Source organism: Streptomyces sp. NPDC048600 (genome assembly GCF_055587025.1).
Genome location: NZ_JBVJGZ010000018.1, coordinates 168,294 through 192,565, shown reverse-complemented (window position 1 = coordinate 192,565; position 24,272 = coordinate 168,294). Strand labels below are relative to the sequence as shown.

Below are 24,272 nucleotides of genomic sequence, written 5' to 3'. Positions count from 1 at the left end.
ATCGCGGCGTCCGCGACGACCGCGTACGTCGCCGACCACATCGGCTCGGCGGCCGGGCGTTCGCAGCAGCAGCTGGTGCAGCTGGAGGGCATGGTGGAGGGCTACACCAGCGCGATCTGGTTCGCGGTCGGCATCCTGGTGGCCGCCGCCGTGATCGCCCTGACCCTGGTCAACGCGGGCCGGCCGGGCAGCACCCCCGTCGCCTCCGGCGAGGGCGCCGACGACGAGGTCCCGGTCCCGGTGGTCGCCCACTGACCCCAGCCTCCACGGCATGCGCCTGATCAGAGGGCCTGTCCCACCGCACGGCGGTGGGACAGGCCCTCTGTTGCGCATTGTCCCGGATCGACATCCGCTTTGATATATGTGATCACAACATGAGATGTGTATGCGTGGAGACCTTGCAACATGTGTATGAGTGTTTACCTGCAAAGATCCTGGCAAAGGCTCCTGTCGAACCCCACTGTGAAGGCCTGGAATGCTTCCAATCGGCCTCCCGTAGGTGTTATATCAAATACAGCCTGCTCGCCCTGAGCCGCTCAGTTCACCTGGAGAGCCCGTGATCCTTGTAACCGCAGCAAGCGGCCGTACCGGCCGGAGTCTGATTCGCGCGTTGACCCGTGAGGGCAAGGAGGTCCGGGCGGCTGACATCGCCCCGTCGGTGCACGAGACCCGTGACCTCGGCGCGGCCGAGACGGTCGTCGCCGACCTCCTGGAGCCGGCCGAGCTGCGCAAGGCGATGGAAGGGGCGGAGTCGGTCGTCCACATCGGACCGCTGTTCCACCACCGCGAGGCCGACATAGGCCGTGCCGTCGTCGCCGAGGCACGGCGCCACGACGTACGGCACTTCGTGCAGTTCTCCGTGGTCCACCCGCAGATCGAGCAACTCCTGAACCATCAGGCCAAGCTCGCGGTCGAGCGGGCCGTGATCGAGTCACCGATCCCGTTCACCATCCTTCAGCCGATGCACTACCTGCAGAACATCGACGTCGTCGGCACCGTCGCCTCCGGTGTCTACGGCAAGCCGCACTCGGCCGACTCCCGGCTCGCCCACGTCGACCTCGAGGACGTCACCGAGGTGGCGGCACGGGTGGTCGGCGACCCGCATCACCACTACGCGACGTACGAACTGTCGGGCAGCGACTACGTCACGGGACACGAGATCGCCGAGGTCCTCGCCGAACTGTCCGGACGGCCGGTCGTCGCGGAGGAGCAGAGGCTCAGCGACCTCGTCAGTCCCGAGCGCCGGCGACTGGCGGAGGCCGAGTTCCCGTACGACATCATGTACCGCCTCTTCGGGCACTACAGCCGCTACGGCATCACGGGCAACGCCAACGTCCTGACCTGGCTGCTCGACCGCAAGCCGACCACGCTGCGGGAGTACGTCCAGCGTGAACTCGACGCCGTGAAGGTCTGACCTCGGCCCCGACGTGACCGCCGTCCGAGCACTTGCCCGAGCGTGCGACGATCACCCCCATGACGCCCGATTCCCCGTCCCCGACCACCACGCACGTCCGGCTGCTGGCCGACTACGCGAGCTCCGGACAGCCCGTTTTCGAGGTGCTGCCCGCGGTGCTGCTGGAATCAGGCCTGGTCGAGCTGGCCGGCAGCCCCGGCCTGGTGCTCGGCTGCGCGGCCGGTGACGTACTGCGCGTGGCGGAGGACGGCCGGTTCGAGGTCGTCCGGCAGGGCGGCAACCTGTGCGTCCAGGCGTATCGACAGGGTGGCTTCACCCCAGAGCAGTTCGAGGACCTCAGGAACGCCGTCGGGCGGCTCGGGGGTGTGGCCGAGGCACCGCCGAATCTCAGCTTCATGGTCGTGACGGTCGGCCGGTCGGCCGGTCCGCTCGCGATCGAGCAGACCATGGACCACTGGGCCGCGGGCTCCGACGGTGTCGAGTGGGGGTTCGGCAACGGGGATGAGGGCGACGCCGCGTCGTGAGCCGTTCGGTCGCGGGGCTCGCGCGGCCGAACGGCTGCGATGGGTCCGGGCCGGGAACCCCGCTCGACCCGTGAGGCCGTAAGGCCGTGACGCTGTACATCCGAGAGAAGACGCCTCTGAGTTCCGACGTAGGCTCTGTGGCATGAGTCTGCGCCTGAGCACCGTGATCCTTCCCGTCGACCGCTGGCACACGGGCGGCCGTGCCAAGTGGCAGCGGGCCGAGGAGCTCGGCTTCCACGCCGCGTACACCTACGACCACCTCTCCTGGCGGACCTTCCGCGACGGGCCCTGGTTCGGCGCCCTGCCCACTCTCACCGCCGCCGCCACGGCCACCGACCGCCTGCGCCTGGGCACCCTCGTCACGTCGCCGAACTTCAGGCACCCGGTGACGCTCGCCAAGGAACTGATCTCGCTCGACGACATCTCCGGCGGGCGGATCACCCTCGGTATCGGCGCCGGCGGCAACGGCTTCGACGCCACCGTGCTCGGGCAGGAGGCGTGGTCGCCCAAGGAGCGGGCCGACCGCTTCGGCGAGTTCGTGCCGCTCCTCGACCGGCTCCTCACCGAGGGTGCCGTCTCTCAGCAGGGCGACTTCTACACGGCGGAGGAGGCCCGGAACATCCCCGGCTGCGTCCAGCGCCCCCGCCTCCCCTTCGCGGTGGCGGCGACCGGGCCGCGCGGGCTGAAGCTGGCGGCCCGCTACGGACAGGCGTGGGTGACGACCGGCGATCCGAAGCTGTACGAGGAGGGCACGCCGGAGCAGTCGGTCGCGGCCCTGCGCGGCCAGGTCGAGAAGCTCGGCAAGGCGTGCGCGGAGACCGGCCGGGACGTGGCCGAGCTCGACAAGATCCTGCTGACCGGCTTCACCCCTGACCGGAGCCGCCCGCTGGAGTCGGTCGACGCCTTCGTCGACTTCGCGGGACGCCACCGCGAGCTCGGCTTCACCGAGATCGTCGTCCACTGGCCGATCCCTGACTCCGACTTCGCGGCCGACCAGGCCGTTTTCGAGCGGATCGCCACGGAGGCCGTCGGGCAAGTGGGCTGACCCGCGGCCCCGCCACGCCACGCGCCTTCGCATGGCGTGGCCCGCCCCATACGGCTGAGGCGGGCCGGAGTCGGCGACTGGTCGGTCACTCCTCGGGGCAAAGCGTGTTGCGCAGACCGAAGTTGATGTGACTTCCGTCGTCGTCGGTGAGCGTGACACCGTCGTAGGAGAAGCGCTGCGCGGCGTCGTGGTCGGGGTCCGTCGCGCCGCCGTCGAGGGCCGAGCACTGGTTGCGGGCGGCGTCGATGGCCTTGTCCTCGTCATGGGTCAGGCTGGCGTTGACGTCATGGAGGGCCGCGAGGACGGCGTCCCGCTCGGCGCCGACGGGCTCGGAAGGTATGCCGGAGTCCTCGGCGGCACCGCTGTCCTTCGCGGCACTTGCCGTCTCGGGCGCGCTGCTCCGGCGCGTGTCGGCCTTGCTGTCGCTGTCGCCGTCGTTCCCGCCGCCGCACCCGACGACGGTGACGGCGAGTACGGCGACGACGGCCGCGGTAGTGGTGCGGATGCGCATGATCCCCCTCAGGGTGACGATGTTGCCCGGCAGACCCTAGGCCCAACGCGGGGGCCGAACTGTGTCGTCCGTGCGGGAAGCTGTGTCAGTTGCGCACGACGGATGTCGGCTCGCAGGCCGACCCCTGACTTTCGGGGGAGTGGACGGCGGGCTCGTGCCTGTCGTGGGGTGAGCCGATCGAGGATGACGCCGGGGTGTTGGTCCAGGTAGAGGCGGTCGAATCCGCCCGGTCGACGCCCGGGGTGGTCCGAGTTCACTCGGCGGTGGGCACTGCTGCGGCGCTCTGGCAGGGGGACTCCGAGGACATGGGGCGAGAGCATCATGTCGAGTGGACCGTGGATGTGGCCATCGCGTGGGCGGTGAACACCTGGCCGAGTGCCTCCCATACCCCTGAGCTGCGGGAAGACGGCGACCGCAACGTCTTTCGCGGACAGTTGGGTCTTACCGAGGACGGAGCCGCTGTCCTGGACGTGGGCGGCACGTCGATTCTGCTCGATCTCGCCGACCAGCCGCTGCCCGACGGGGTGGACGGATCGTGGGTCGAGGTCCGTGTGGCACAGGACCGCGTCACGGTCTGGCCCTTCCACCTCTGACCGGTCGGGAGCACGCGTGGGTCGGCCGACGGCCTGACCCCGTCGGTGCTCCTCCCGCAACTCTCGCAGAGAGTGCAACTCTCGTCGGCGCCCAGCGAGGCATGTGCTTAGTACGGGCCCCCACGGAAGAGCACGCTGCCATGATGGCGTGGGCGGTCGCCGCGCTCGTGGGCCGCGTCGGAACGGTCGGCAGGGGTCGAGAGCCCCGCCAGGGCGCGGAGCGTCGCCAGCCCGGCCAGCACCTCGTCACGGCGCTCGGCGGACTTCATCCAGGCGGGCAGCCGGGCGAACATCGCCATGGTCGGGGAGGCGCGACGCTCACGCAGCCGGGCGCCCACGAAGGCGGCCAAGGCGTCGACGTGCCTCTCGTCGTACGCCCACAGAATCCGTCCCGCGCAGCGGGTCTGCAGCCACAGCGGCCGCCGGAAGAACGGGTCCTCGGTGCCGCCGGGCACCGCGCCGACCAAGCCCCTGCCCCGCTCCTCGGCCGTCCAGTCGGCGACCGCGCCGCAGCCGGCGCAGACGAGGCGGCGGGGCTGGAAGAGCAGCGCGCTGAAGTACTTCGGCGCCTCGATGCCGGGCCGAGGCGCGACGAGCGCACGGCCGCCGCACCTCGGGCAGACCACGAGAATCCGGCCGGTGAACTGGACGAGCCACGTGCCGTGGTCGCGGTGGCGGACCGGGTCGGGTCGGACGGGCTCGGCACTCATGGCGGACACCCTGCCAGGACGGACCGGCAATCCGCGACCGAGATACGGCGGGAAGCCGTGACGGCCTCGGCGCGGCAGGAACGGTTCACTCGCCGACGACGGCCTCCGCGGCGCGCTCGGCTGATTCGTCCACGAAGTCCTCGGCCTCCCAGCGCAGCAGGTCGCCCGGCTGGCAGTCGAGCACCTCGCAGAGCGCGGCCAGCGTGGAGAAACGCACCGCCTTGGCCCGGCCGTTCTTGAGCACGGCCAGGTTGGCGGGTGTGATGCCCACGCGTTCCGCGAGCTCGCCCACGGACATCTTGCGCCGGGCCAGCATCACGTCGATGTCGACGGCGATCGGCATCAGATCACCTCGTCCAGCTCGGCCTGCATCCGCGCCGCCTCGACGTCGCGCGCGACGGCCTGGGCGAGCAGCATCCGCAGCACGTGCACGATGAGCGCGACCCCGAGGATGGCCACGCCGACCCCGCCCATGATGACGGTGACACCCGGGTCCTCCCGCTGGCCCGGCGCGTTGAACGCCGTGACCGCGAACCACACGAGGGCGGCCGCCACGATCGCGCCGATCATCCCGTCCACGTACCGGAAGGCGGCGGTGGAGAACACCGTTCCGCGACGCACCATCGCCACCAGTCGCCAAACACACACCAGGGTGACCTGGGCCGACACCATGCCCAGGACGGTGAGCACCCGCAACGGGGTCAGTGGGAGCGACCCGTCCTCCGGGTCGTTCCCACTGACCAAGGTCCACACCATCAACGCCTGCACGAACACGGTGCCGGCGAGCACCACCACGAGCACGGCACGCAGCGCGCGCACGGTCAGCTTTCCCATGACCCACCCTTCCCACGACTTACGATGGAAATCTATCGACTTTCGATAGGTAGGGCAAGGGGTGGGAGAGGAAGGTGCGAGGAACGTGCCTTCTGGAGGGAGCGCGCCTACTGCCTCTCCCATGCCACGGCGTTCACCCGGACCCTCTTCATCTCGGCGAAGCCGGCCTCGCGCGGCGGATCTGCTCCGTCAGCTCATTCCGGGCGCACCGCTCGTCCTCCGGTCGGACAGCAGCCGCTGCCCCGACCAGGCCGACCCGTTGAACGAGGACCACCAGATGTGGTCGTCCGCCCCTGCCCCGCGCCAGGCCATGTACAGCCGACCGGCCCCCCGTCCCAGCGCCGGGTAGTTCGCCGTCCTGCGGTCGGCCAGCAGCCGTTGCCCGGACCACGAGGTCCCGTTGAAGGTGGACCACCAGATGTGGTCGTCCGCCCCCGCCCCGCGCCAGGCCATCAACAGGGTCCGCCCGTGCGTTCCCAGGGTGGGCCAGGCGGCTGTCCTGCGGTCCGCGAGGACCCGTTGCCCGGACCACGAGGTGCCGTTGAAGGTGGACCACCAGATATGGTCGTCCGTCCCGGTGCCACGCCAGGCCATCACCAGCTTCCCGTTGGCCGACCCGAGCGCTGGAGCGCCCACCGCTCGCCGGTCGTTCAGCACCCGTTGCCCGGACCACGAGGTCCCGTTGAAAGTGGACCACCAGATGTGGTCGTCCGGCTGGGCCCCGCGCCAGGCCATCACCAGTCTGCCGTTCACCACACCGAGCGCCGGCGCGTAGGTGCTCCGCCGGTCGGCCAGTTGCCGCGGCCTGGCCCAGCGCTGCCCGTCGTAGCTCGACCACCAGATGTGGTTGTCCGCCCCGGAACCGCGCCACGCCATGTACGCCCTGCCGTTGGCGTACGCCAGGTCGGGCTCCCGGGCGGTGGTCGCCGGGAAGCCCTGCTGCCGCGTCCACTGCCCGTTCACCAGGCGCGACCAGTAGATGTTCGGGTCGCCTCCGGCTCCGCGCCACGCCATGTAGGCCGTGTCCGGCGCCCCGGTCGCGGCGACGGCTCCCTGCGGTGCCGGTCCCAGCAGTGCGCCCAGCGCGAGCAGCGCCCCGGCGCAGGCCGCTCGCCGTGTGACGTTCTTCGCCATGATCGTCTTGTCCCTCCGTCGGTTACTGTCCTGCCTGGAGAGCCGCCCAGGTCTGTGGTCCCACGACACCGTCGGGCTCCATGCCGAGGGTGGTCTGGTACGAGCGGACGGCGTCCTCCGTCACCGTGCCGAAGCCGCCGTCGATGGCGACGGTCTTTCCGAGGGCGGCCGTCAGGGCGCGCTGGAGCCGGGTGACGGCTTCGCCGCTGGAGCCCGCCGCCAGGTCCGGGGTGTCCCCACGGGCCAGGAGGACCGTCCAGGTCTTCGGCCCGACGACGCCCAGCGTCTCTAGCCCGTGGTCGGACTGCAGACTCACCGCTGCCGTGGCCGTCTCCTCGCTGAACTCCCCGTTCACCGGGCCCGGATCGTAGCCCGCGTTCTTCAGCAGACACTGCGCTGCGGTGACGAGCGCGCCGCTCGCTCCGGGTTCCAGGGCGTCGTACGAGGCGAAGTCGACGCCCACCTCGTTGCAATCGGCCTCTGGTACGACCGAGTCCTCTGCCCGGTACAGCGTGACCGTCGAGCCTCGGGCCGCTACCGTGCCGGCCTCCGGGTCCTGCCGGATCACCTGGCCGGGCTCGGCGGACTCCGCCTCACCCGGGTCCGCGGTGGCGGTCTCGATCTCGAACCCGGCCTCGAGCAGGGCCGCTTCAGCCTCTTCGGCCGACTGGCCCACGACGTCCGGCACCTCGGCCTCCGTCGGCTCCGGGTCGACCTCCCGTACCTCGTCCTGTTCGCCGGACGTGCCGGCCGGCCGCTCGAGGCGAGTGTCTTCTCCCTCCTGGTTGTCTTCGACAAGGAGGACGGCGTCGAGCTTCTTCTCGGCGGGCTCGACCTTCACGATCCGCTTCTTGTCGAAGCCCTTCCACGCCTTGCCCTTCTTGCCTTTCCCACCCTTTCCGTCCTTGCCGTCCTTGCCCCCGTCCACGTCCACGTCCGCGTCGAAGTCGACCTCGACGTCGTCCCGCGCCTTGTCGAAGCTCTGCAGCGGGTTGCCGCAGCGGCACTGGACCACGGGCAGGCCGTAGGCGTCGATGAGGACGGCCACTCCGGCTTCGAGCAGGGCGTAGAAGGACTTCTTCTGCTTCTTCCGTGCGTCGTAGTCGAAGTTCTTGACCAAGGTGTCGTTGCGCAGGAGGACCGGGGTGAGCTTGCCGATGTAGTTCTCGATCTGGTCGACGTCGATGCCCCGGGCATCGGCCCACGCCGCCGCTTTCTCCGTATTCTCCTTCAGGAACGCGATGAGCTGCCCCTTGTCACAGCTGGACTTCCGCCGCGTCCCGCCGTAGAGCCCGGGCGTGGCACCCGACTTGGATCCGCCGTTCAGTGCGGAGAGGGTGCCGATGAGGTCGACGGCCAGGCCGGCCCCGCGAAAGAACGGCGAAGCGCTCGTGACGCCCCGGGCGAGCGCCTTGACCGTGACCTTGGAGCTTGGGCCGCAGCCCGTGGCCCCGAGGGCGAACAGCATGCTGACTACCACGCCCACGGCGGTCACCCCCACTGCCCGGCGCCGGGATGCGCGCCGCCTCAACAACTGGCGTAGCGCCGATGGCCAGACCATGTGTCCCCTCCCTGTCTCGCTTCCCCCGAGCGGATGAACGGCTGCAAGTGCGGCGCCCGGCACGGGTGTCGGCTGTCCTGCACGGCCCTGTGGCCGGTGCACGCCAATTGACCCAGTCGCGCGCCGAGTTGGGTGGCGGTTCGGTCACTGCGGGTGTGTTACCGCTGGTGAAGGACCTAGGGTGGTTTTCCGGTCCGGTCCGGTCCGGACACGGCGTTCTGGGGGCAGGGGTATGGGGGAGACGGAGCCGACACCGCGGCAGGTGTTCGCCGAACGGCTGGGCGAGTTGCTGGGACTGGCGGCGGACCTTCCGGTCAAGAGCGCGGTGTCCGAGGCCAATCGACGCCGTCCCGCCGGGCGGGGAAGGCCGATCTCGGGGCGCCGGGTCAGTGACTGGAAGCAGGGCAGGCATCTGCCTGAGTCGGAGGTGGCGTTCCTGGTCCTGGTCCGGGTACTGCTCGAACACTGCCGCGGCCGGCCCAGCGCCGCCGACGCGATCGGTGCGGGGCTGCTGGACGAGGAGCAGTGGCGGCGCTGGCTGCGCGCCGCCCGCGCGGCCCCGCCCGAGCCGACCGCTCAACAGCCCCACGCACAAGCCCGGCGGGCCGAGCCGTCGGGCCAACAGCCCCACGCACAAGGCCGGCAGGCCGAGCAGTCGACGCCCCACCCGTCGCAGGGAGAGCCACGCCCAGGCGCCGCGACAGCGCCGCCCACCCACACCCCCACCTGGGGCCCGCGTCCGGTCCGCCGGCCGCGTGAAGACTTCGTCGGGCGCGAGTCGGAACTCGCGTTTCTCGCCGAGCGGATCGAGGCCGCGGCGAGTGGCACCGGATCCGTGGTGCTGCTCGCGGGCCCGGCGGGCATCGGCAAGAGCACCCTCGCGGCCGAGGCACTGCACCGCTACGCCGAGCTCGCGGGCTTCACCGTCGTACGAGGCCATTGCCCCCGAGACGCGGTGGCACCACCCCTGTGGCCCTGGCAGCGGGCGCTACGACTTGCCGGTGTCACTCCTGGGACGGCGGAACAGCCGACTGCCCCTCCTCTGAGGGGAGTCGGGACCGAGACGGGACAACAGCCTTGGGAGGCGACGGAGTCGGCCGCGGCAGCGGCCCGGTTCCGTGAACTGACCAGGATGAGCGAGGCGCTGGCCGGAGCGACAGCCGAACACCCCCTGGCCGTGATGCTGGACGATCTGCACTGGGCCGACACGGCCAGCCTCGACCTGCTGTGGCAGGTCGCCGACGGGGCGGCCGAGCACGGGCTGTTCGTGCTCGGCACCTACCGGGAGCCAGGGCCCGAGCAGACCGCGGGAGCGCTCGCGGATCTCGGCCGCAACGAAGCCGCCGTGCTGCGGCTGGCGCCGTTCACCCGGGAAGAGGTCGCACAGTGCGTCGGCGAGCCGAACGCGGCGGAGTCGTACCGGCGTACGGGCGGGCTGCCGCTGCTCGTCACGGCACTGCGCACGCACACCGTCGACCTCGGCACCGTCGTCAGCGGGCTGCTGACCGGACTCACCACCGAGCAGCGAGGCGTCGTGTGCGCCGCCGCCGTGCTCGGTGAACGGCTGGACACCGCCCAGCTCGCCGCGGTCCTGCCGGAGTTGGGAGAGAGCGTAGTCGCCCAGGCGCTGACGGCGGCCTGGCACGCCGGTGTCCTCACCACGGCGGAGACCACCGGACCCGGACGCGCCTATCGCTTCACCCACGACCTGGTACGCGACGAGGTACTCGGCCGAACCGACCCCGCCGCCGCCCGTGCCCTGCATCGAGCCGCCGCGCGCGCGCTGGAACACGCCGAGGACCCGGCGGAGGCGGCCCGTATCGCGGCGCACTGGCGACGGGCCGGAAAGGAGCCCGCGCACCGTTCCGCCGCCGCACACTGGTCCCGGATCGCCGCTGATCAGGCCCGTGAACGGCACGCCTACGCCGACGCCGCCCGGCACCTGGCGGACGCCACCGCCGTACTCGGCCCGACGGACCCCCTGCACACCCCGACGCTCATCGAGCTGGCCCGCGCCGAGTACCTTGCCGGACGCTATGACGCCAGCCTGCGCCACAGCGTCGAAGCCGCCGACGCGGCGAACGCGACCGGCCGGCCGGAACTCCTCGCCGAGGCCGCCCTGGTGCTGCGGGGCGTCACCTTCCCGCAGGCCTCGGAGACGATCAGCCGACTGTGCGGGGCGGCGCTGGCCGCCGAGGGCCTGCCGGACACCGTGCGCTCCCTGCTGCTCGCCCAGCGCGCCACCGCCCTGGCCGATCTCGGCTCACCCGAGAAGGCCGCCGAGCACGCCCGCGCGGCCCTCGCTCTGGCCGAGGCCACCGGTGACCCGCGGGCCGAACTCGACGCGGCACGGTCCAGGGAGATGACCCTGGCGCACCCGGACGACACCCCCGAACGCCTGCGCCTCGGCGAGCTGTCCGTGTCCCGCGCCGAGCAACTCGGCGACCCGCTCGCGGCGGTGCTGGGCCACCACTGGCGTGTCCAAGCCGGATACCTGCTGGGCCGACTGGAGTTGGTCGACGAGGCGATCCGCGGCATCGAGGCGATCGCCGCCCGCACCGCACTGCCGCTTACTCGCTGGCACCTGCTCCGCGTCAGCGCCTCCCGCGCCGCTCAGGAAGGGCGGTTCGCCGACGCCCGCCACTGCAACGAGGAAGCCACCGAACTCGCCCGGGCCAGCGGAGACCCGACCGCGATCGCCATGAGCTACGTACTGTGCCAGCAACTGGCCCTTGTCCGTGGTGACGCCGAGGAACTGCCCGAGGAGATGTGGCGTGCCTTCGACCGGGCGCCGAGACAGCCGCTGATCCTCTCGGTGCGGGCACGGGTGCTGTTCCTCGCCGGGCGGCTGGACGAGGCACGGGAGGTCTACACCCAGCTGCGCCCTCTGCTGCCCCTTCCGATCACGACCCCGACGTGGCCGGCGGTGCTGATGCACCTGGTCGACCTGATCGAGCTCATCGGCGACGCCGAGGCCGCGCGGCTGGCGTACGACCAGCTCGCCCTGTTCCGGCCGTACCCGGGAGCCATCGGCACGTCCACGGCCTACTTCTCGGGGACGGTCAGTCGCGACCTCGGCCGTCTCGCCCTGACTGCCGGCCGCCCGGCGGAGGCCGAGGTGCTGCTGCGCGAGGCGCTGGCCCGCAACCGGGTCCTCGGCGCACGACCGTACGTCGCGCTGACCTGCCTGGACCTCGCCGCCGTCGAACGCGACCGAGGCGCCCTGGCAGAGGCGGCGGCCCACGCCGGAGAGGCACTCGCCCTCGCCGCCCAGCTCGACCAGCCCGGCCCGTCCGCCACCGCAGCGCGCCTCGTCGACGAGATCGCCGCACTGCGGGCGGACGCCGACCCACTCACCCCCGTGAGGACGAGGCTGCGCAGCACGAACGGATCGAACCCCTGGCGGCACCGCCCCGCGAAGGGGTGAGCGGCAGGATCGAGCCTCGCCCCGACCGGGGCCAGTCCGCGGTGAACGGCTCGTCGAGGCCGGCTCCCTGTTCGGCCTCCTCGACGGCGTCCAGCAGCAGGCCCAAGTCGGAAAGGTCGTCCGAGTCGAACTGAAGACGGACCGTTCCGTTCACGAAGCCGCTGGTGACGACGGCGTCGGCGGGTGTGTTTCCCCGCCTCGGCGAGCCGCCCCCCGGCCACCGCACGGTCCTGGACGGTCCCGGACGGCGGAGCCCCAGACCGACCGCTGTCCGCCGTCGGCGCGGCGCTGACGTGAGCCGATGGCGGGTGCGGCCTAGGTTGGGGGCAGGTCACCAGCGGTATCGGGCACGAGGAGCGGCGAGATGGCGGCGTATGTGGATCACGAGGCGCTGTTCGCCGCCACACCGAGCCCTTATCTGGTGCTGGGCCCGGACCTGATGATCGTGGACGTCAACGACGCCTACCTGGAGGCCACCCGCCGGACGCGGGACGACCTCGTGGGCCAGCACATCTTCCGCGCGTTCCCCGACAACCCCGACGACCCGGGAGCCGACGGGGTGCGGAACCTGAACGCCTCGCTGCAACGGGTGCTGGCGACCCGAAGACCGGACACGATGGCGCTCCAGAAGTACGACATCCCCGTCACGCAGAGGCCCGGCGCGTTCGAGGAACGCTGGTGGTCGCCGGTGAACACCCCCGTTCTCGGCCCGGACGGGCAGGTGGCGTGGATCATCCACCGGGTGGAGGACGTCACCGCGTTCGTCAAGGCCCACCAGGCCGCACACCCCGCAGCCGTCCGGGTGGGAAAGCACCTGGAGGTGGCCGAGTCGCTGGAAGCCGAGCTGTACGCGCGGGCCCGGGAGCTCCAGCGGCTGAACGAGGAACTGCGCCACGCCCACACCCGGGAACGCGAGATCGCCGTCACCTTGCAGGAGGCCATGCTGCACACCCCGGACCTGGCCCACCACCACAGCGATGTCGTCGTGCGCTATCTCCCGGCGGTCGGCTCCCTGAACGTGTGCGGCGACTGGTACGACGTCGTCGACCTCCCCCCGGACCGGCTGGCCCTGGCCGTGGGCGACGTCATCGGCCACGGCCTTCGGGCCGCCGCGGTCATGGGCATGCTGCGCAGCGCCCTCTCGGCGGCCATCCGGGCCCTCGAACGGCCCGCCCAGGCCCTGGAGGTCCTCGGCCTGTACGCCCGCTCGATCGACGGCGCCACGGGCACGACCGCGCTCAAGGCGATCGTCGACCGGCGCAGCCTGCTGATCACCTACAGCAGCGCCGGGCACCCACCACCGGTCCTCCTGCACACCGACGGCCGTACGGAACTGCTCGACCAGGCCACCGACCCGCCCCTGGCCGCGCGCCCGCAGCATGTGCCCCGCCCGCAGGCCAGCATCCACTACACGGTCGGCGACACCCTGGTGCTCTACACCGACGGTCTCATCGAGCGCCGCAAGGAGGACATCGGCGCGGGCCTGGACCGTCTGACGGGCGTCCTCGCCGACTGCAGCCGCTTGGGCGCCGAGCAGATCGCCGACACGTTGCTGGAGCGCCTGGGGGTGGCCACCGGCGGCCGCGACGACGTCGCCCTCATCGTCGTCCGGCTCTGACCGCCCGACTTCGGACCCGGACCGAAGCGGGTAGGCGCACCCCGCTCCGGTTCCGATCACTCAGCCCGAGTTGAGTATCCGTGCTCACGTCCGGAACCGCCCCGCGCGGCGAGTATCGGTGCAGCGGCGCAACCGAGAGCGCCGGCTCCACGCCACCGAGACTGTTACGGAGAATCCTCATGTCCCGCCGTGTCGCCCTGTCCCTGACCGCCGGTGTCGTCGTCCTCGGCGGCGCCGGAGCCTTCGCCCTCGCCTACGCCGGGGACCAGCCTCCTGCCCTGGCCCACAGCACCGCCCGCTACACCGCCCCCGACGGCGGCCGGGACGGCTCGCTCTCCTTCAGCACCGAGGTCACGGCGTCCGGCGGCGTCAAGAGCGTGAAGGTGCTGGCCTATCCGGCGCGGTCCGCCCTCGCCGAGAAGGAGCCGACCGCGAAGGAGATGGCCGCGGAGGAGTCGGCCATCTGCATGACCGTCGACACCGACACCGCGCGCTGCACCTACACGGTCCGGGTGACCCCCGCCGAGGCCGCGTCGTCCCCGCAGGGTTCCTGGCACGTCGCGGTCCTGGCCACGGCCGCCGACGGCAGCACCACGCTGGACACCAGGGCGGCGGGCTTCACCCTGCGTGCGAGGTGACGCGGAGGCGCCACCCGGCCCTGCCCCCTGACGAACGAGGGCTCCCCGCCACGGCATAGGACAACAGACCATCGAGGCGCGCCTGTCACCATGAGGACGGCGGCGACGTGCGGGTGACCACGCCAGGCAACCGCCCGCTCTCGATGACCTGCCGCGGCAGCGACAGCCCGAAATACTCACCGACGACCTTCAACACCCGGCGCTTCTGCTCGGCAGGCGACAACTCCACATCCGGGCCGAGCAGGTCATCGAGTGAGCCTTCCGGCGGTACGACTCCAGCTGTCTCCAACGCCGGTCGCAGCAGATCGGGTTGAGCTCCGGCAGGGTGGTAGCCGAACCCCAACTCGAAGTGCAGTCGCATCTCGCCGTGGGCGAGGTACGTGAAGAAGGAGGGCGGATCGTCGGGCCGCGGGTCGAGGATCACAACCTCTGCGCCGAAAGACACCTCCGGGTCCAGGGCCCATCCTTCACTGCCCCCGCACTCCACGATGAACGCCCAGTCGCCACTCCGTCCGGTGCGGCCGACACAGTAGATCTCGGCGAGGTCGACCATTGCGGACGCTTCCTGGACGGTGAGTTCTGGCCCGATCTCGACAGGCTCGTGGTCGGCCATACGCTCGGCCAGTTGCCGAGGCGTGAGGCCACGGGCGCAGGTGACATACAGCTCTCCGGCGCTCGGGCTCGCACCACGCCACGCGTCGGCGATCCACGCAAGGCCGTCGGACACCTCCGCCTTCTCCTTCCGCGCTCGACGTCGATCTCCCGGGCCACAGCGAACAATCCGCCCGCCAACCCTCCGCCTCACGCTCTCACGACGGGCACTGTCGTGGACGACTTCGTGAACCGGACGCGTGTGTCCGGACGCACGTGTGGTGCGGTCCTCTGGCGAGGGCCGCACCACACGGGTCGGGACGGTTACTCGCTCACGTGCGCGTGGCCGTCGTGCAGGCCGCCGCCGCTGCCCGAGTCACCGTTCGTCGGGGTGGAGACCACCGGCCGGGTGAGCGGGGAGAGGTCGTAGGCGTAGTGGCCGACCGCGTCGGCGATGACGTCGACGTTGACGTCGAGCGCCCGCATGTTGATGTTGCTGATGTCGTCACCGGACGCGTGGTAGTTCACGTCGTACGCCACACCGGCCTGGCCGCCGAACTTCGCGGCCTGCGCCTCGGTCTTGATGCCCTCGGCACCGGTGAAGGTGCCGCCGGAGGGGATGCCGACCTCGATGAACGGGCCGTAGTCGGAGCGGCCGGTGAAGTCGGTGCCTTCGTGCGGGATGTTCTTCGAGTCGAGGAAGTCGGTGATGCCCTTCTCCAGTTGGGCCGAGCCCTCGGGGCCGGGCCCGGCGCCCGTGGCGTCCGAGTCGTCGCCGTCGTAGACGAAGTAGGCGGCGTTCGGCGAGGCGATCATGTCGAAGTTCAGGTAGAGCTTGATCTGCTTCTTCTGCTCTTCCGTCAGCGAGGCGACGTACGCCTCCGAGCCGAGCAGCCCGAACTCCTCGGCGGACCACCAGGCGAACTTCACCTTGTTCTTGACCTTGTGCTGGGACTTGGCCAGCTTCAGCGCGACGTCGAGGATGCCTGCCGAGCCGGACCCGTTGTCGTTGATGCCCGGGCCCTCGGAGACCGAGTCCAGGTGCGCTCCGAGGAAGACGGTGTTGGCCGCGTCGCCGCCGCGGGTCTCCGCGACGACGTTGAAGGTCTTGCGGTTCTCGCGCAGTTCGCGGACGTCGAGGGTGACCTTCACCGGGCCCTGGGCGGCCTCGGCGGCCAGCGCCTCGCCGTCCGCCTGGGTGATGCCGCCGGTGGGGATCTTGCCGAGGGTCGAGTCACCGATGGTGCCGTTGAGCGCGCCCGCGGTGTTGTTGTAGACGATGGCGCCGACCGCGCCCGCCGCGTGGGCGTTGGTCTGCTTGATGGCGAAGGTGCAGCCACCGCGCTTGATCAGGGCGATCTTGCCGGTGAAGGTGCCGGCCGCGAAGTCGGCGGCGTCGCAGCCGTGCGTGTTGTCGGCGTCCACGGGGGCGACGGCCAGGTCCGCGGTCACTCCGCCCTCGGGCCCGCTGGCGGTGTACGTCATCAGCTCGATCGGGATGTCGCGCGGCGCGGGCGAGACGACGGTGAGGGACTCGGCGATCTCGTCGGTGTAGACGAAGTCGAACTCGTGGCGGGAGAGCTTGTAGCCGGCTGCCTTGAGGACGACCTCGATGTAGGCGGCCGACAGGGCGTGGCCGTTCGAACCGGCCACTCTGGTTCTGCCGTTGTGGTCGGCTATGGCCTGGAAGACTTTCAGGTGGCGGAAGGCGTCTTTGGCCGTGGACTCCTTGACGAGTTTCCTGGCCAGTGCGTCGCCCCGGTTGGCCCAGCTCGGGTTGTCGGCCTCCGCGGTGGCCGGTCCGGCGAGGAGCAGGGGGGAGACGAGTGCGGCGGCGGTCAGGGTGGCGATTGCCGTCGCGCTACGACGTGTGGGCATGAAGGTCCTCTCACGGCAGGTCGATGATCGATCGACAGTCGGAAGAACGCGCTCAGCGGGATGAGGTTGAGGCACGTTAACCCTGCGACGGCCCGCTGCCAAGCAGAAGACCCAAACTGGTCGAGCGCCTGACTGCTCGGCTCAGGAGCCGTTGAGGACCACCATGTTGGTGGCTGTTTGCCGGCGTGGCCGGAGCCACGGAGACGTGGGCGGAACTGGTCGAGAGTCCACCGTCGAACCCGCGTCTGAGGAACAGTTGCACGACAGCCTGGCCTGGGCCGCGCACCGATTCGGGCGCGCAGCCATGCCTGTGTCTCGAGGCACGGTCACCTCTGTCGCGGTCACACCTGTGCGGTCAGAGCCCCGACGACACCCGCAGCCCGTCGAACATGTCACGAAGCTCCGCGACATGGACCGGGTCGATTTCCATCTGCAAGTGACAGACGTCGTCGTCGCCGTTCGGAGTCAGGCGAACGAAGAAGGCGTAGCCGTCGTCGACGGGTTCGGCTCTCAGCGTCAGCGGATTGTTCCGTCCTGGAGTCACCGCCGCCGAGAAGCGGCGGCCCGACGGCGCCCGAAGATGCGAGAGCATCCGGACGGCGAAGTCGGCGACCTCCTCGACGGTGAGGCAGGCGGGGAAGTCGGCTGTCATGCACGAGGCCCAATCGGCGGTCACCCCCCAGTCGTCGCCGTCGACTTGAGCCAGCTCCAGCCACGCTTCGTCGCTGCCGTTGCGTCAGACGACAGATCTCGTCAACTTGACCCGGTCCTGAAGGACGGGGCTTGGAGGTAGTGCCCGGCTGGCTGCTGGGTGGACTCCTCCGTCCAGTCACCCCTACGGGGTGGCAGGGACGCGTGACTCACGCCCCGCGTTCCACACCACGGCGCCGCGTCGGGCGATGTTGTGGGAAGCGTTGCGGTCCGCGTGGGCAACGACCCCGCAGTTCCGGCAGATGAAGAGGGCCTGGGCGACCCGGTTCTTCTTGTCGACGTGCCCGCACTCGCAGCACGTCTGCGAGGTGTGGGCGGGGTCGACGTGGACCACGGGCACGCCCGCGCGGCGTGCCTTGTACGCGATGAACTGTCCGAGCTGGGCGAAGGCCCAGGAGTGGAGCGTGACCCGTTGGGGCTTGCGGAGCCGTACCCTCTGCCGGATGCCGCCCAGGTCTTCCAGGGCGATCCCGGCCGAGGTGCGTTCAGCCTCGGTCACGATGCGTTTCGCGATGATGTGGTTGGTGTTGGAGACATGGCGCCGCTCGCGCCGGCTGCGTTTCTTCAGCAGCCGCTTGGCGGACCTGGTGCCCTTGCGCTGGAGCTTGGTGCGCAGATCGCCGTGGCGTTTGCGGCGCCGGTTCACATCGCGCCCGGCGGCCTGGTAGCCGGTGGACGTGGTGGCGATGTTGACGATGCCGAGATCGACGCCGATGAACCCGTCGGGCTCGTACTGTTCGGCTTCGGGCACCTCGCAGGTGGCGATCAGATAGAACGTGCCGTCGCGTTCGATCAGGTCCGATTCGCCCTTGCGGTACTGCTGGAGCATCTTCAGGCCGCCTGCGGAGCAGATGAACCGCACACTCCGGATGCGGCCGGCGGTGGTCCAGATGGACACCGTCCGCGCGTCGTACTGCCAGGACAGGCACCGGTCGTCGTAGGGCTGGGCTGCCTCGGGCCGAAAGGCGACGGGCTTGGAGGCGGCCTTCCGGCGCCGCTTCGAGCCCGGTCTGCCGAGGTTCCCGGCCCTGATGTTGGCCTTGAGCGTCGTATAGGCGTCGCGGACCTTCTTGATGGTGTGCTGGGCCGCCTGCGCCCCCAGCCCCCGCGACCTCAACTGGGCGTAGGTGTGCCTGCGCAGCTCGTACTCGCGCGGCACGCCCTGCTCGAACGCCACCGCCGACACCCAGTTCGCGGCGTCGTTGACCGTGCGCAGGGTCGCGCGGATGGCGGCGGCCTGCCCGGCCTCCGGCACCAGCTTCACCTGCACGACGAGTTTCACGGGCCCGATCGTAGCATTGGTCTATGTCACCACGCTGGGAACCGAACCCCGACATCCGCAGGGGCAGAACCGTCGTCCACACTCTCCACGCACATTTGGTCTTCACACCGAAGTACCGGCGCGGCCCGTTCACCGACGAGATCCTCCGGCGCTGTGAGGAGGTCATGCGTGACGTGTGCTCGGACTTCGACACCGAGCTGGTGGAATTCAACGGGGAGAGCGAACACGTCCACCTGCTGGTGCACTACCCGCCCAAAGTCGCCCTGTCCCGGCTGGTCGGCTCTCTCAAAGGCGTCTCAGCCCGGCGGCTCCGTCAGGAGTTCCCGGCCCATATCCGCAAGTACCTGTGGGGCGACCACTTCTGGTCGCCTTCGTACTTCGCCGCCTCGTGCGGCGGCGCACCGCTGGAGATCATCAAGGAGTACATCGAGAACCAGAAGCGACCCGACTGAGGTCAGCAGTCCAGGTCCGTGAGCACCTGCGGGTCAGAGCGATCCAGAGAAGCGCTTCCTCCCGGGCGTCAACGCCCGGGGTTCCGCGCTAGATCAAGCTGAACGGATCAGTGGGAACGATCTGCGCAGCGTCGAACAACTGCTCCAGCGCCTCGGTGCCGTGTTGCCTGCGGAACGCGATCTCCGCGGCGGTCACGGGCAGGGTCCACAGGATGCGGGCCTCGCCCTGGGGCAGCGGACAGCGTTCCAGGTCCGGCCCGTGGAGGTAGGGCAGGCTGATCAGCAGGTGGTCGCAGGCAGAGCCCGGAACCCACGGTTCCCCGATCGGCATGCTGTGTTCCAGTTCCAGCCGGTGTCCTCCGCCGTGGTAGGAGGCGATCATCGCCAGGAGCTCGGTGAACCGCTGGTCGCGAACGTGAGCGGTCATGACGAACTCGAGCCCGTGACCGTCCTCCTCCGACAGCGCCCAGCATCCGGCGGTCACGTAGGCCCAGCTGTCGGCGCGGGGACCGGGGCCTACGACGAGTACGCGCAGGTCGGGTACCCGGTCACGCTGTTGCGGCCCGAGGGCTGGGTCGACGGCCTCCACGGAGTGCCCCGCGAAGAACGACCGGACATGCGACTCGACAGCCTCCGCCGCGGTCAGCCTCGTATCACTCACCGCGCGATCATGGCAGACCGCTCGGCCGCCCGGGAGACCCGTCGGTCTGCGCTGCCGACCGGCACCCGGACGACGGGCCGTGGCGTCGCCCCCGGTGCGACGCCACGGTGCGGTGCTCCGCTCCCACCCTCAGTGCCAGTCGCTGATCCGGACGTCGTCGGGCGCCGGCCTGCCGTGGCCGGACTCCGCGAGCTCCTTGAGGCTCATCAGGTAGGTCGCCCACTTCGTGCTGCAGTGGTGCATGAACTCGACCGGCTCGCGCCAGCCCTCGTGCTTGAAGAGGACGATCGTGTAGTCCTCGTGACGGCTCAGGCGCCAGTCGATCTCGGTGCCGATCCACTCCGCGGGGCCGTCCGTGACGCGCCACCGCACATGGCCGGCCGGGTCGAGCTCCAGGATCTCCATGTCGAAACCACCGAGGTCACCGAACCGGAAGACCAGCGTGCCGCCGACCTCGCTCTTGCCGGTGGTGTCGGTCGTCCACCAGTTGGCGAGGCCCTCGGGCGTCGCGATGGCCTGGTAGACGTCGTCCAGTGGTGCGACGGCGCCGATCCGGTGCAGGATGTCGACCATTGTCATACTCCTTCAGTGTCGGTGCGGCTGCGTTCGATCGCCTCCGCGATGCTTTTGATCCGGCGCAGTCGGGCGTCCCAGGTGGCCCCGACTGTGGCCAGTTGCGCGGCGGCACGGGCGAGTTGTGCCTGGTCTATCCGGTAGCGCCGCTCGCGGCCCGCCGCCTCTCCGCGGATCAGGCCGACGCGGTCGAGTACGGCTAGGTGCTTCGACACGGCCTGCCGGGTGAGGGGCAGGCCCGCGCTCAGCGAGGTGGCCGTGCCCGGTCCGGACGCGAGGAGCAGGTCGATCAGCGTGCGTCGGGTCGGATCGCCGATCGCCGACCACAGCTCGTCGTCCGCGGGCGTGCTCATGGGGTCGACACCAGCCGCGCGATGTACGTGCCCAGCTGGGGGATGTAGCGGTCCCAGCCGCTGGTGTGATCGCGGTACTGCTCCTCGAGTACGGCGATCTCCCAGCCCATCTCGCGGAACCCGGTCTCGGTCATCCGCACGACGGTTCCGTTGTCCTTCGGCACCAGGTCGAAGGTGACCAGCAGCGAGTCCCCGTCGCGTTCGGCGCCGGTGTAGCACCACCGGAAGGAGAACCGCGTCGGCGGGTCCACCTCGACGACGGTCAGCGCGACCGTCATGGTCTCGCCGGTCGTGTCGTCGCGCCAGAAGAGCTCACCGGGCGCCCCCTCGACGGGCTCGAAGCCGGCCTCGTCCGGCCACCACTCCCGCATGTGCTCCGGGCGGCTGATGACCTCGAAGACCACCTCGGGTGACGCGTCGACGTGGATGTCACGCTCGATGCTGCCGTACTCCATGACTCGACCCTTTCGCAACCTTTGGTTGCACGTCAGCCTACGCCGACGGATGCCGATGCGCAACAAAAGGTTGCGGATCCGCGAGGATCTGCCAGGTCGAGAGGATCTGCCAGGTCAGTCGGTCAGGGGCCGCCAGAGGCCTTCCTGTGAGGGGTCGAGCCGACTGCCCCACACGAGCTCGCCGCCGATCAGGCCGGGCCGGTCCCGGCAGGCGAGGCCCGGAGCCTCGAGCATGTCGGCGACCTCCTCCAAGTAGGTGACCAGCGTGTCGAGTTCGTCGTCGGCGCCGTCGCCGTAGCGGGACCACTGCCCCAGGTAGCCGGTCGCGGCGTCGAGGTAGAGGCCCGAGGTGCTGTCGGCCGTACCGTACGTGATGACCGGAATCCAGGACGGCTCCCACACGGTGATCCGCTCCGATTCACCGCGCTGGGCATCCTCACCGAGCTGGGCGTCGAGTGTGTCCTCGCGGGCCTGGAGGTCCATCCGCCGCCTGTAGAGCGCGGCGACGGCTTCCAGCGTCAGCAGGGCCTGGTTGCCCGGCAGGCATCCTGCCTGGTCGACGCCGTTGTCGCCCTCCGTCAGCAGCCACAGAGTGCGCAGCTCAACGGGTATGGGCATACCGAGGTCGCCTTCCAGGCCGGCGAGAGCGGCGAGGCCGGCGCCGGGCCGGAGCGCGGCATGGGAGTCGGGCGCGTTGCGGCGGAGCCAGCGGGTGATGCGGTGCCAGGCGTCGGCGACCTCCCGTACGACGACCGCATCGGCGTCAGGAGCGGCAGGCCGGGCCCGCTCGGTGCCCTGGTTGTCGTCCCGGGCGGGTGCCGCGGGCTCGGGGGACGGCAGCGGTCGCAGGTATCGGATCTCGATCCTGTCCGGTTCGTGGATGTAACCGAAGGCCAGAGCAGGGCAGTTGTCGAACGTGTCGCCGTCGACCGTCACCGTGAGGATGCCGGGCAGGCCCGAGGGCCGGCCGATGTCCGGGTCGTCGGCCAGCAAGCCGGCCACGGCTTTGAGGGCGTAGGGAACACCGGCGCCCAACTGTGCGGCGGTGTCGCGTACGAATGGATCGATCTCGACGTTCACGCCCGGAGGCTCCTCGCTGTTCGGATGCGGGACAGCACTCCACACCGTACGACGGCCGCGCCGAATGCCGGACTCAGGCCGCCATCATGACGAGCATGGCGCACATCGTGCCGCCCATGCAGATGTGGGCGGTCAGGGCCGCGTTCGGTGAGGTGCCCGGCGGGCGACGCCGACGCCGGTCGCCGCCGAGCACGGGTTCCCGTTGCCTGTGCGCGCCCGGGCGGGCCCTGTCCCAGACGGAGACGGCCAGGGAGGCGACGAAGACCACGATCGCGTCGGGCAGGGCGAGCAGGTGCCGTGTCCAGCGGCTTCTGCCTGCGCCGCGGCCGGCGCCCGTCGGTCGTTCGGTGCTGTGGAGCCGTGCCCGTATCGAGGCGACGACCGACAACAGGAAGTACGCGGCGAGCACGATGACGACGGCACGCCACAGGGACGACGAGGCGCCTGCCGCCGCCGCGGCGTCGGTCGGCGTGTCGTGGGCGGCCGTCCCCGGGGAGTGTTGAGTGCCCTCCGCCCCGGCCATGTCCGACCCGTGCGATGGACCGGCTGACCCGGCTGACCCGGCTGACCCGGCTGACCCGGCTGACCCGGCTGACCCGGCTGACCCGGCTGATCCGTGCCCGTGCCCGTGCCCGTGCCCGTGCCCGTGCCCGTGAACGCCCCCGCCCCCGTGACCGTGACCCGGACCGGCCGTCGAGTGTCCGCCGAGGGCCAGGACCGGTGCCGAGTCGGTGCCCGGCATGGCGAACGTCATGATCACCATGGCGGCACTGCCGATGATGTGATGCGCCCAGCGGCGGCCGGTTCGCCAGCCGTGCAGCCGGGCGTGGCGCAGGGACAGGACCACGCCGACCAGGCCGACGGCGGCGAAGACCGCCACCCACCACGGGCCGTGGTCTCCGAAACTGGCCGAGGTCGCGGGCAGGAACATCGCGGTCATGCCGCCTGCCATGACGATGTCGCCCCCGGCCGCGAACCGGGACTCCCCGCTGTCGGCCGCGGCCAGTCGCGCGGTGCTCACGACGGTCACGAGTGCGGCGGCCGCCACCAGTATCCAGGTCAGTGCCGGACTTCCCATCGCTGCCCTCCGCGTCGACCGGCCGTCGCGTCGCGCGATCCGCGCGGGCACGGCACCGACGTGCGTCGTCCTCTGGCTGTCGTCTGCGTATGCCCTTGGTACGTAGTCGCGGTAAGGGGCGTTCAGGTGCCGGACACGAACGCGTGAGACTGACCCGTGTGAACATGCCTGAGCATGGAGGACTACGAGGCAAGTCACCAGACACTGGCCGCCATCGCCGCCCGGCACGGAACCACCGCCGTGAACGTACGGCCGATCCCCTCGGGCGCGGCCAACCGCGCCTACTTACTCGGGGACGACCTAATACTGCGTATTCCGCGAGCCCGGCGATTCCTCCCCGACCTGGTCAAGGAGGCCGCGGTCATCCCCGCCGCCCGACGCGTCGGCGTGCGCACTCCGGATGTCGTCACGTTCGATGACACATGCTCCTCCGTGGCCGTGCCCTACATGGTCCTCGTCCGGGTGCCCGGAGCCGATCTCGCGCGGCTCGAACTGCCCCCTGCCGCGACGGACCGTGTCTTTCATCAGGTGGGACGCGAAGTGGCCAAGCTCCACCGGCTGTCTCCGTCCACGGCGATGAACCTCTCCGCCGTACCCATGGACGACGACGCCGAGGACCCGCGGGTGCTGGTGGGCCGTCTGCTGGCCGACGGCTGGATCGACTCCGGTGCCGCTCGCTGGCTCACCGACTGGTTCGACCGGCTCTCGACTCACCTCCCTCCCGCACCGAACCAGGTTCTGGTGCACGGGGACATCGCTCCACAGAACCTTCTCGTCTCCTCACAGGCGGCGGGTCTCGCCGGCATCGTGGACTGGGGAGACGCCCAATGGGCGGACCCTGCCACCGAGTTCGCCAAGATTCCCCTGACCGCCGTCCCGGCCATGCTCTCGGGTTACCGTCAGGAGTCCGGCGAAGGATTCCCGACGAGCAACCCCCATTCCTGGGAAGCGCGCGTCCTCCGGTTCCACCTCACCTGGGCTCTCGCCCGTGCCGCGGATCCGACTCCCCGGCCCGGCGAACGCCATTGGACCGCTCCGCCGGCCAGTCGGCTCCTGGGGCTCCTGCGCTTCTTCGCCTCGGCTCCGCCGACTCCCTGGGCCGATCTCACCTGACCCGGCAGCGGCGACTCTCACCGACTGCCGGCAAGG

The 24,272-nt window shown here is 70.5% G+C and carries 25 protein-coding genes and 1 pseudogene; 10 read left to right on the top strand and 16 right to left on the bottom strand.

Annotated features, from left to right (window positions below):
- The 4 genes and pseudogenes from ACZ6SQ_RS24250 to ACZ6SQ_RS24235 all read left to right on the top strand — a co-directional run.
- A pseudogene (locus ACZ6SQ_RS24250) lies at nt 1-255 on the top strand (MFS transporter); the annotation flags it as partial.
- Nucleotides 256-499: 244 nt separating this feature from the next.
- Nucleotides 500-1,414, top strand: a complete 915-nt coding sequence (locus tag ACZ6SQ_RS24245; protein WP_469565460.1) for an SDR family oxidoreductase — start codon at nt 500-502, stop codon at nt 1,412-1,414.
- A gap of 59 nt (nt 1,415-1,473) precedes the next feature.
- Complete coding sequence (locus ACZ6SQ_RS24240) at nt 1,474-1,938, top strand: DUF4265 domain-containing protein (RefSeq protein ID WP_469565458.1); 465 nt, start codon at nt 1,474-1,476, stop codon at nt 1,936-1,938.
- Between the two features lie 142 nt (nt 1,939-2,080).
- Entirely contained in the window at nt 2,081-2,983 is a 903-nt protein-coding gene (locus tag ACZ6SQ_RS24235; RefSeq protein WP_469565454.1) for an LLM class flavin-dependent oxidoreductase, read from the top strand.
- An 85-nt stretch (nt 2,984-3,068) separates the two neighbouring features.
- Here the strand turns inward: ACZ6SQ_RS24235 and ACZ6SQ_RS24230 are convergent, their stop codons facing one another.
- The gene (locus ACZ6SQ_RS24230; RefSeq protein ID WP_469565451.1) at nt 3,069-3,494 is read right to left on the bottom strand and encodes a DUF732 domain-containing protein; all 426 of its coding nucleotides are present in this window, start codon (nt 3,492-3,494) and stop codon (nt 3,069-3,071) included.
- 305 nt (nt 3,495-3,799) lie between these two features.
- Here ACZ6SQ_RS24230 and ACZ6SQ_RS24225 point away from each other — a divergent pair, with 305 nt between their 5' ends.
- Nucleotides 3,800-4,087 (top strand): hypothetical protein, encoded by a 288-nt coding sequence (locus tag ACZ6SQ_RS24225; RefSeq protein ID WP_469565449.1) that lies wholly within the window; start codon nt 3,800-3,802, stop codon nt 4,085-4,087.
- Nucleotides 4,088-4,194: 107 nt separating this feature from the next.
- Here ACZ6SQ_RS24225 and ACZ6SQ_RS24220 read toward each other — a convergent pair whose 3' ends face one another.
- The 5 genes from ACZ6SQ_RS24220 to ACZ6SQ_RS24200 all read right to left on the bottom strand — a co-directional run bounded on the left by ACZ6SQ_RS24220 (nt 4,195) and on the right by ACZ6SQ_RS24200 (nt 8,251).
- A complete protein-coding gene (locus ACZ6SQ_RS24220; RefSeq protein ID WP_469565447.1) occupies nt 4,195-4,797 on the bottom strand; it encodes a hypothetical protein in 603 nt (200 codons plus the stop codon).
- An 85-nt stretch (nt 4,798-4,882) separates the two neighbouring features.
- Nucleotides 4,883-5,140, bottom strand: a complete 258-nt coding sequence (locus ACZ6SQ_RS24215) for a helix-turn-helix domain-containing protein (RefSeq protein ID WP_469565444.1) — start codon at nt 5,138-5,140, stop codon at nt 4,883-4,885.
- Nucleotides 5,140-5,631: a DUF2975 domain-containing protein gene (locus ACZ6SQ_RS24210; protein ID WP_469565441.1), complete on the bottom strand. Its 492-nt coding sequence runs from the start codon at nt 5,629-5,631 to the stop codon at nt 5,140-5,142. The genes ACZ6SQ_RS24215 and ACZ6SQ_RS24210 overlap by 1 nt, the downstream gene beginning before the upstream one ends.
- A gap of 189 nt (nt 5,632-5,820) precedes the next feature.
- Nucleotides 5,821-6,765, bottom strand: a complete 945-nt coding sequence (locus tag ACZ6SQ_RS24205) for a PLL family lectin (RefSeq protein ID WP_469565439.1) — start codon at nt 6,763-6,765, stop codon at nt 5,821-5,823.
- Between the two features lie 22 nt (nt 6,766-6,787).
- Nucleotides 6,788-8,251, bottom strand: coding sequence for a DUF6777 domain-containing protein (locus ACZ6SQ_RS24200; RefSeq protein ID WP_469565437.1), 1,464 nt, complete (start codon nt 8,249-8,251; stop codon nt 6,788-6,790).
- Nucleotides 8,252-8,558: 307 nt separating this feature from the next.
- On the opposite strand from ACZ6SQ_RS24200, the gene ACZ6SQ_RS24195 reads away from it, so the two are divergent.
- From ACZ6SQ_RS24195 to ACZ6SQ_RS24185, 3 genes are all read left to right on the top strand, one after another.
- Entirely contained in the window at nt 8,559-11,753 is a 3,195-nt protein-coding gene (locus tag ACZ6SQ_RS24195) for an ATP-binding protein (RefSeq protein WP_469565433.1), read from the top strand.
- A 364-nt stretch (nt 11,754-12,117) separates the two neighbouring features.
- The gene (locus ACZ6SQ_RS24190; RefSeq protein ID WP_469565431.1) at nt 12,118-13,371 is read left to right on the top strand and encodes a PP2C family protein-serine/threonine phosphatase; all 1,254 of its coding nucleotides are present in this window, start codon (nt 12,118-12,120) and stop codon (nt 13,369-13,371) included.
- Between the two features lie 179 nt (nt 13,372-13,550).
- Nucleotides 13,551-14,009: a DUF5707 domain-containing protein gene (locus tag ACZ6SQ_RS24185; protein WP_469565430.1), complete on the top strand. Its 459-nt coding sequence runs from the start codon at nt 13,551-13,553 to the stop codon at nt 14,007-14,009.
- A gap of 85 nt (nt 14,010-14,094) precedes the next feature.
- On the opposite strand, the gene ACZ6SQ_RS24180 is transcribed toward ACZ6SQ_RS24185, so the two are convergent.
- The 4 genes from ACZ6SQ_RS24180 to ACZ6SQ_RS24165 form a co-directional block, all read right to left on the bottom strand.
- Nucleotides 14,095-14,736 carry a DUF6461 domain-containing protein gene (locus ACZ6SQ_RS24180; protein ID WP_469565428.1) on the bottom strand — a complete coding sequence of 214 codons (642 nt, stop codon included), beginning with the start codon at nt 14,734-14,736 and terminating at the stop codon, nt 14,095-14,097.
- A 188-nt stretch (nt 14,737-14,924) separates the two neighbouring features.
- Nucleotides 14,925-16,478, bottom strand: a complete 1,554-nt coding sequence (locus ACZ6SQ_RS24175; RefSeq protein WP_469565426.1) for a M28 family metallopeptidase — start codon at nt 16,476-16,478, stop codon at nt 14,925-14,927.
- A 355-nt stretch (nt 16,479-16,833) separates the two neighbouring features.
- Nucleotides 16,834-17,130 carry a hypothetical protein gene (locus tag ACZ6SQ_RS24170; protein WP_469565422.1) on the bottom strand — a complete coding sequence of 99 codons (297 nt, stop codon included), beginning with the start codon at nt 17,128-17,130 and terminating at the stop codon, nt 16,834-16,836.
- 183 nt (nt 17,131-17,313) lie between these two features.
- Nucleotides 17,314-18,471, bottom strand: coding sequence for an RNA-guided endonuclease InsQ/TnpB family protein (locus tag ACZ6SQ_RS24165; RefSeq protein ID WP_469565419.1), 1,158 nt, complete (start codon nt 18,469-18,471; stop codon nt 17,314-17,316).
- Nucleotides 18,472-18,494: 23 nt separating this feature from the next.
- Here ACZ6SQ_RS24165 and tnpA point away from each other — a divergent pair, with 23 nt between their 5' ends.
- Complete coding sequence (gene tnpA, locus ACZ6SQ_RS24160; protein ID WP_469565416.1) at nt 18,495-18,923, top strand: IS200/IS605 family transposase; 429 nt, start codon at nt 18,495-18,497, stop codon at nt 18,921-18,923.
- Between the two features lie 88 nt (nt 18,924-19,011).
- Here tnpA and ACZ6SQ_RS24155 read toward each other — a convergent pair whose 3' ends face one another.
- The 6 genes from ACZ6SQ_RS24155 to ACZ6SQ_RS24130 form a co-directional block, all read right to left on the bottom strand.
- Nucleotides 19,012-19,584: a suppressor of fused domain protein gene (locus ACZ6SQ_RS24155; RefSeq protein WP_469565411.1), complete on the bottom strand. Its 573-nt coding sequence runs from the start codon at nt 19,582-19,584 to the stop codon at nt 19,012-19,014.
- Between the two features lie 129 nt (nt 19,585-19,713).
- Nucleotides 19,714-20,157 carry an SRPBCC family protein gene (locus tag ACZ6SQ_RS24150; protein ID WP_469565408.1) on the bottom strand — a complete coding sequence of 148 codons (444 nt, stop codon included), beginning with the start codon at nt 20,155-20,157 and terminating at the stop codon, nt 19,714-19,716.
- A gap of 2 nt (nt 20,158-20,159) precedes the next feature.
- Nucleotides 20,160-20,510, bottom strand: coding sequence for an ArsR/SmtB family transcription factor (locus tag ACZ6SQ_RS24145; RefSeq protein WP_469565406.1), 351 nt, complete (start codon nt 20,508-20,510; stop codon nt 20,160-20,162).
- Nucleotides 20,507-20,965: an SRPBCC domain-containing protein gene (locus ACZ6SQ_RS24140; protein WP_469565404.1), complete on the bottom strand. Its 459-nt coding sequence runs from the start codon at nt 20,963-20,965 to the stop codon at nt 20,507-20,509. Before ACZ6SQ_RS24140 ends, ACZ6SQ_RS24145 begins: the two co-directional genes overlap by 4 nt.
- A 114-nt stretch (nt 20,966-21,079) precedes the next feature.
- The gene (locus ACZ6SQ_RS24135; RefSeq protein WP_469565402.1) at nt 21,080-22,045 is read right to left on the bottom strand and encodes an SMI1/KNR4 family protein; all 966 of its coding nucleotides are present in this window, start codon (nt 22,043-22,045) and stop codon (nt 21,080-21,082) included.
- Nucleotides 22,046-22,118: 73 nt separating this feature from the next.
- A complete protein-coding gene (locus ACZ6SQ_RS24130; RefSeq protein ID WP_469565400.1) occupies nt 22,119-23,123 on the bottom strand; it encodes a DUF5134 domain-containing protein in 1,005 nt (334 codons plus the stop codon).
- Between the two features lie 174 nt (nt 23,124-23,297).
- On the opposite strand from ACZ6SQ_RS24130, the gene ACZ6SQ_RS24125 reads away from it, so the two are divergent.
- Nucleotides 23,298-24,236, top strand: a complete 939-nt coding sequence (locus ACZ6SQ_RS24125; RefSeq protein ID WP_469565397.1) for a phosphotransferase family protein — start codon at nt 23,298-23,300, stop codon at nt 24,234-24,236.
- Nucleotides 24,237-24,272: the final 36 nt, after the last annotated feature.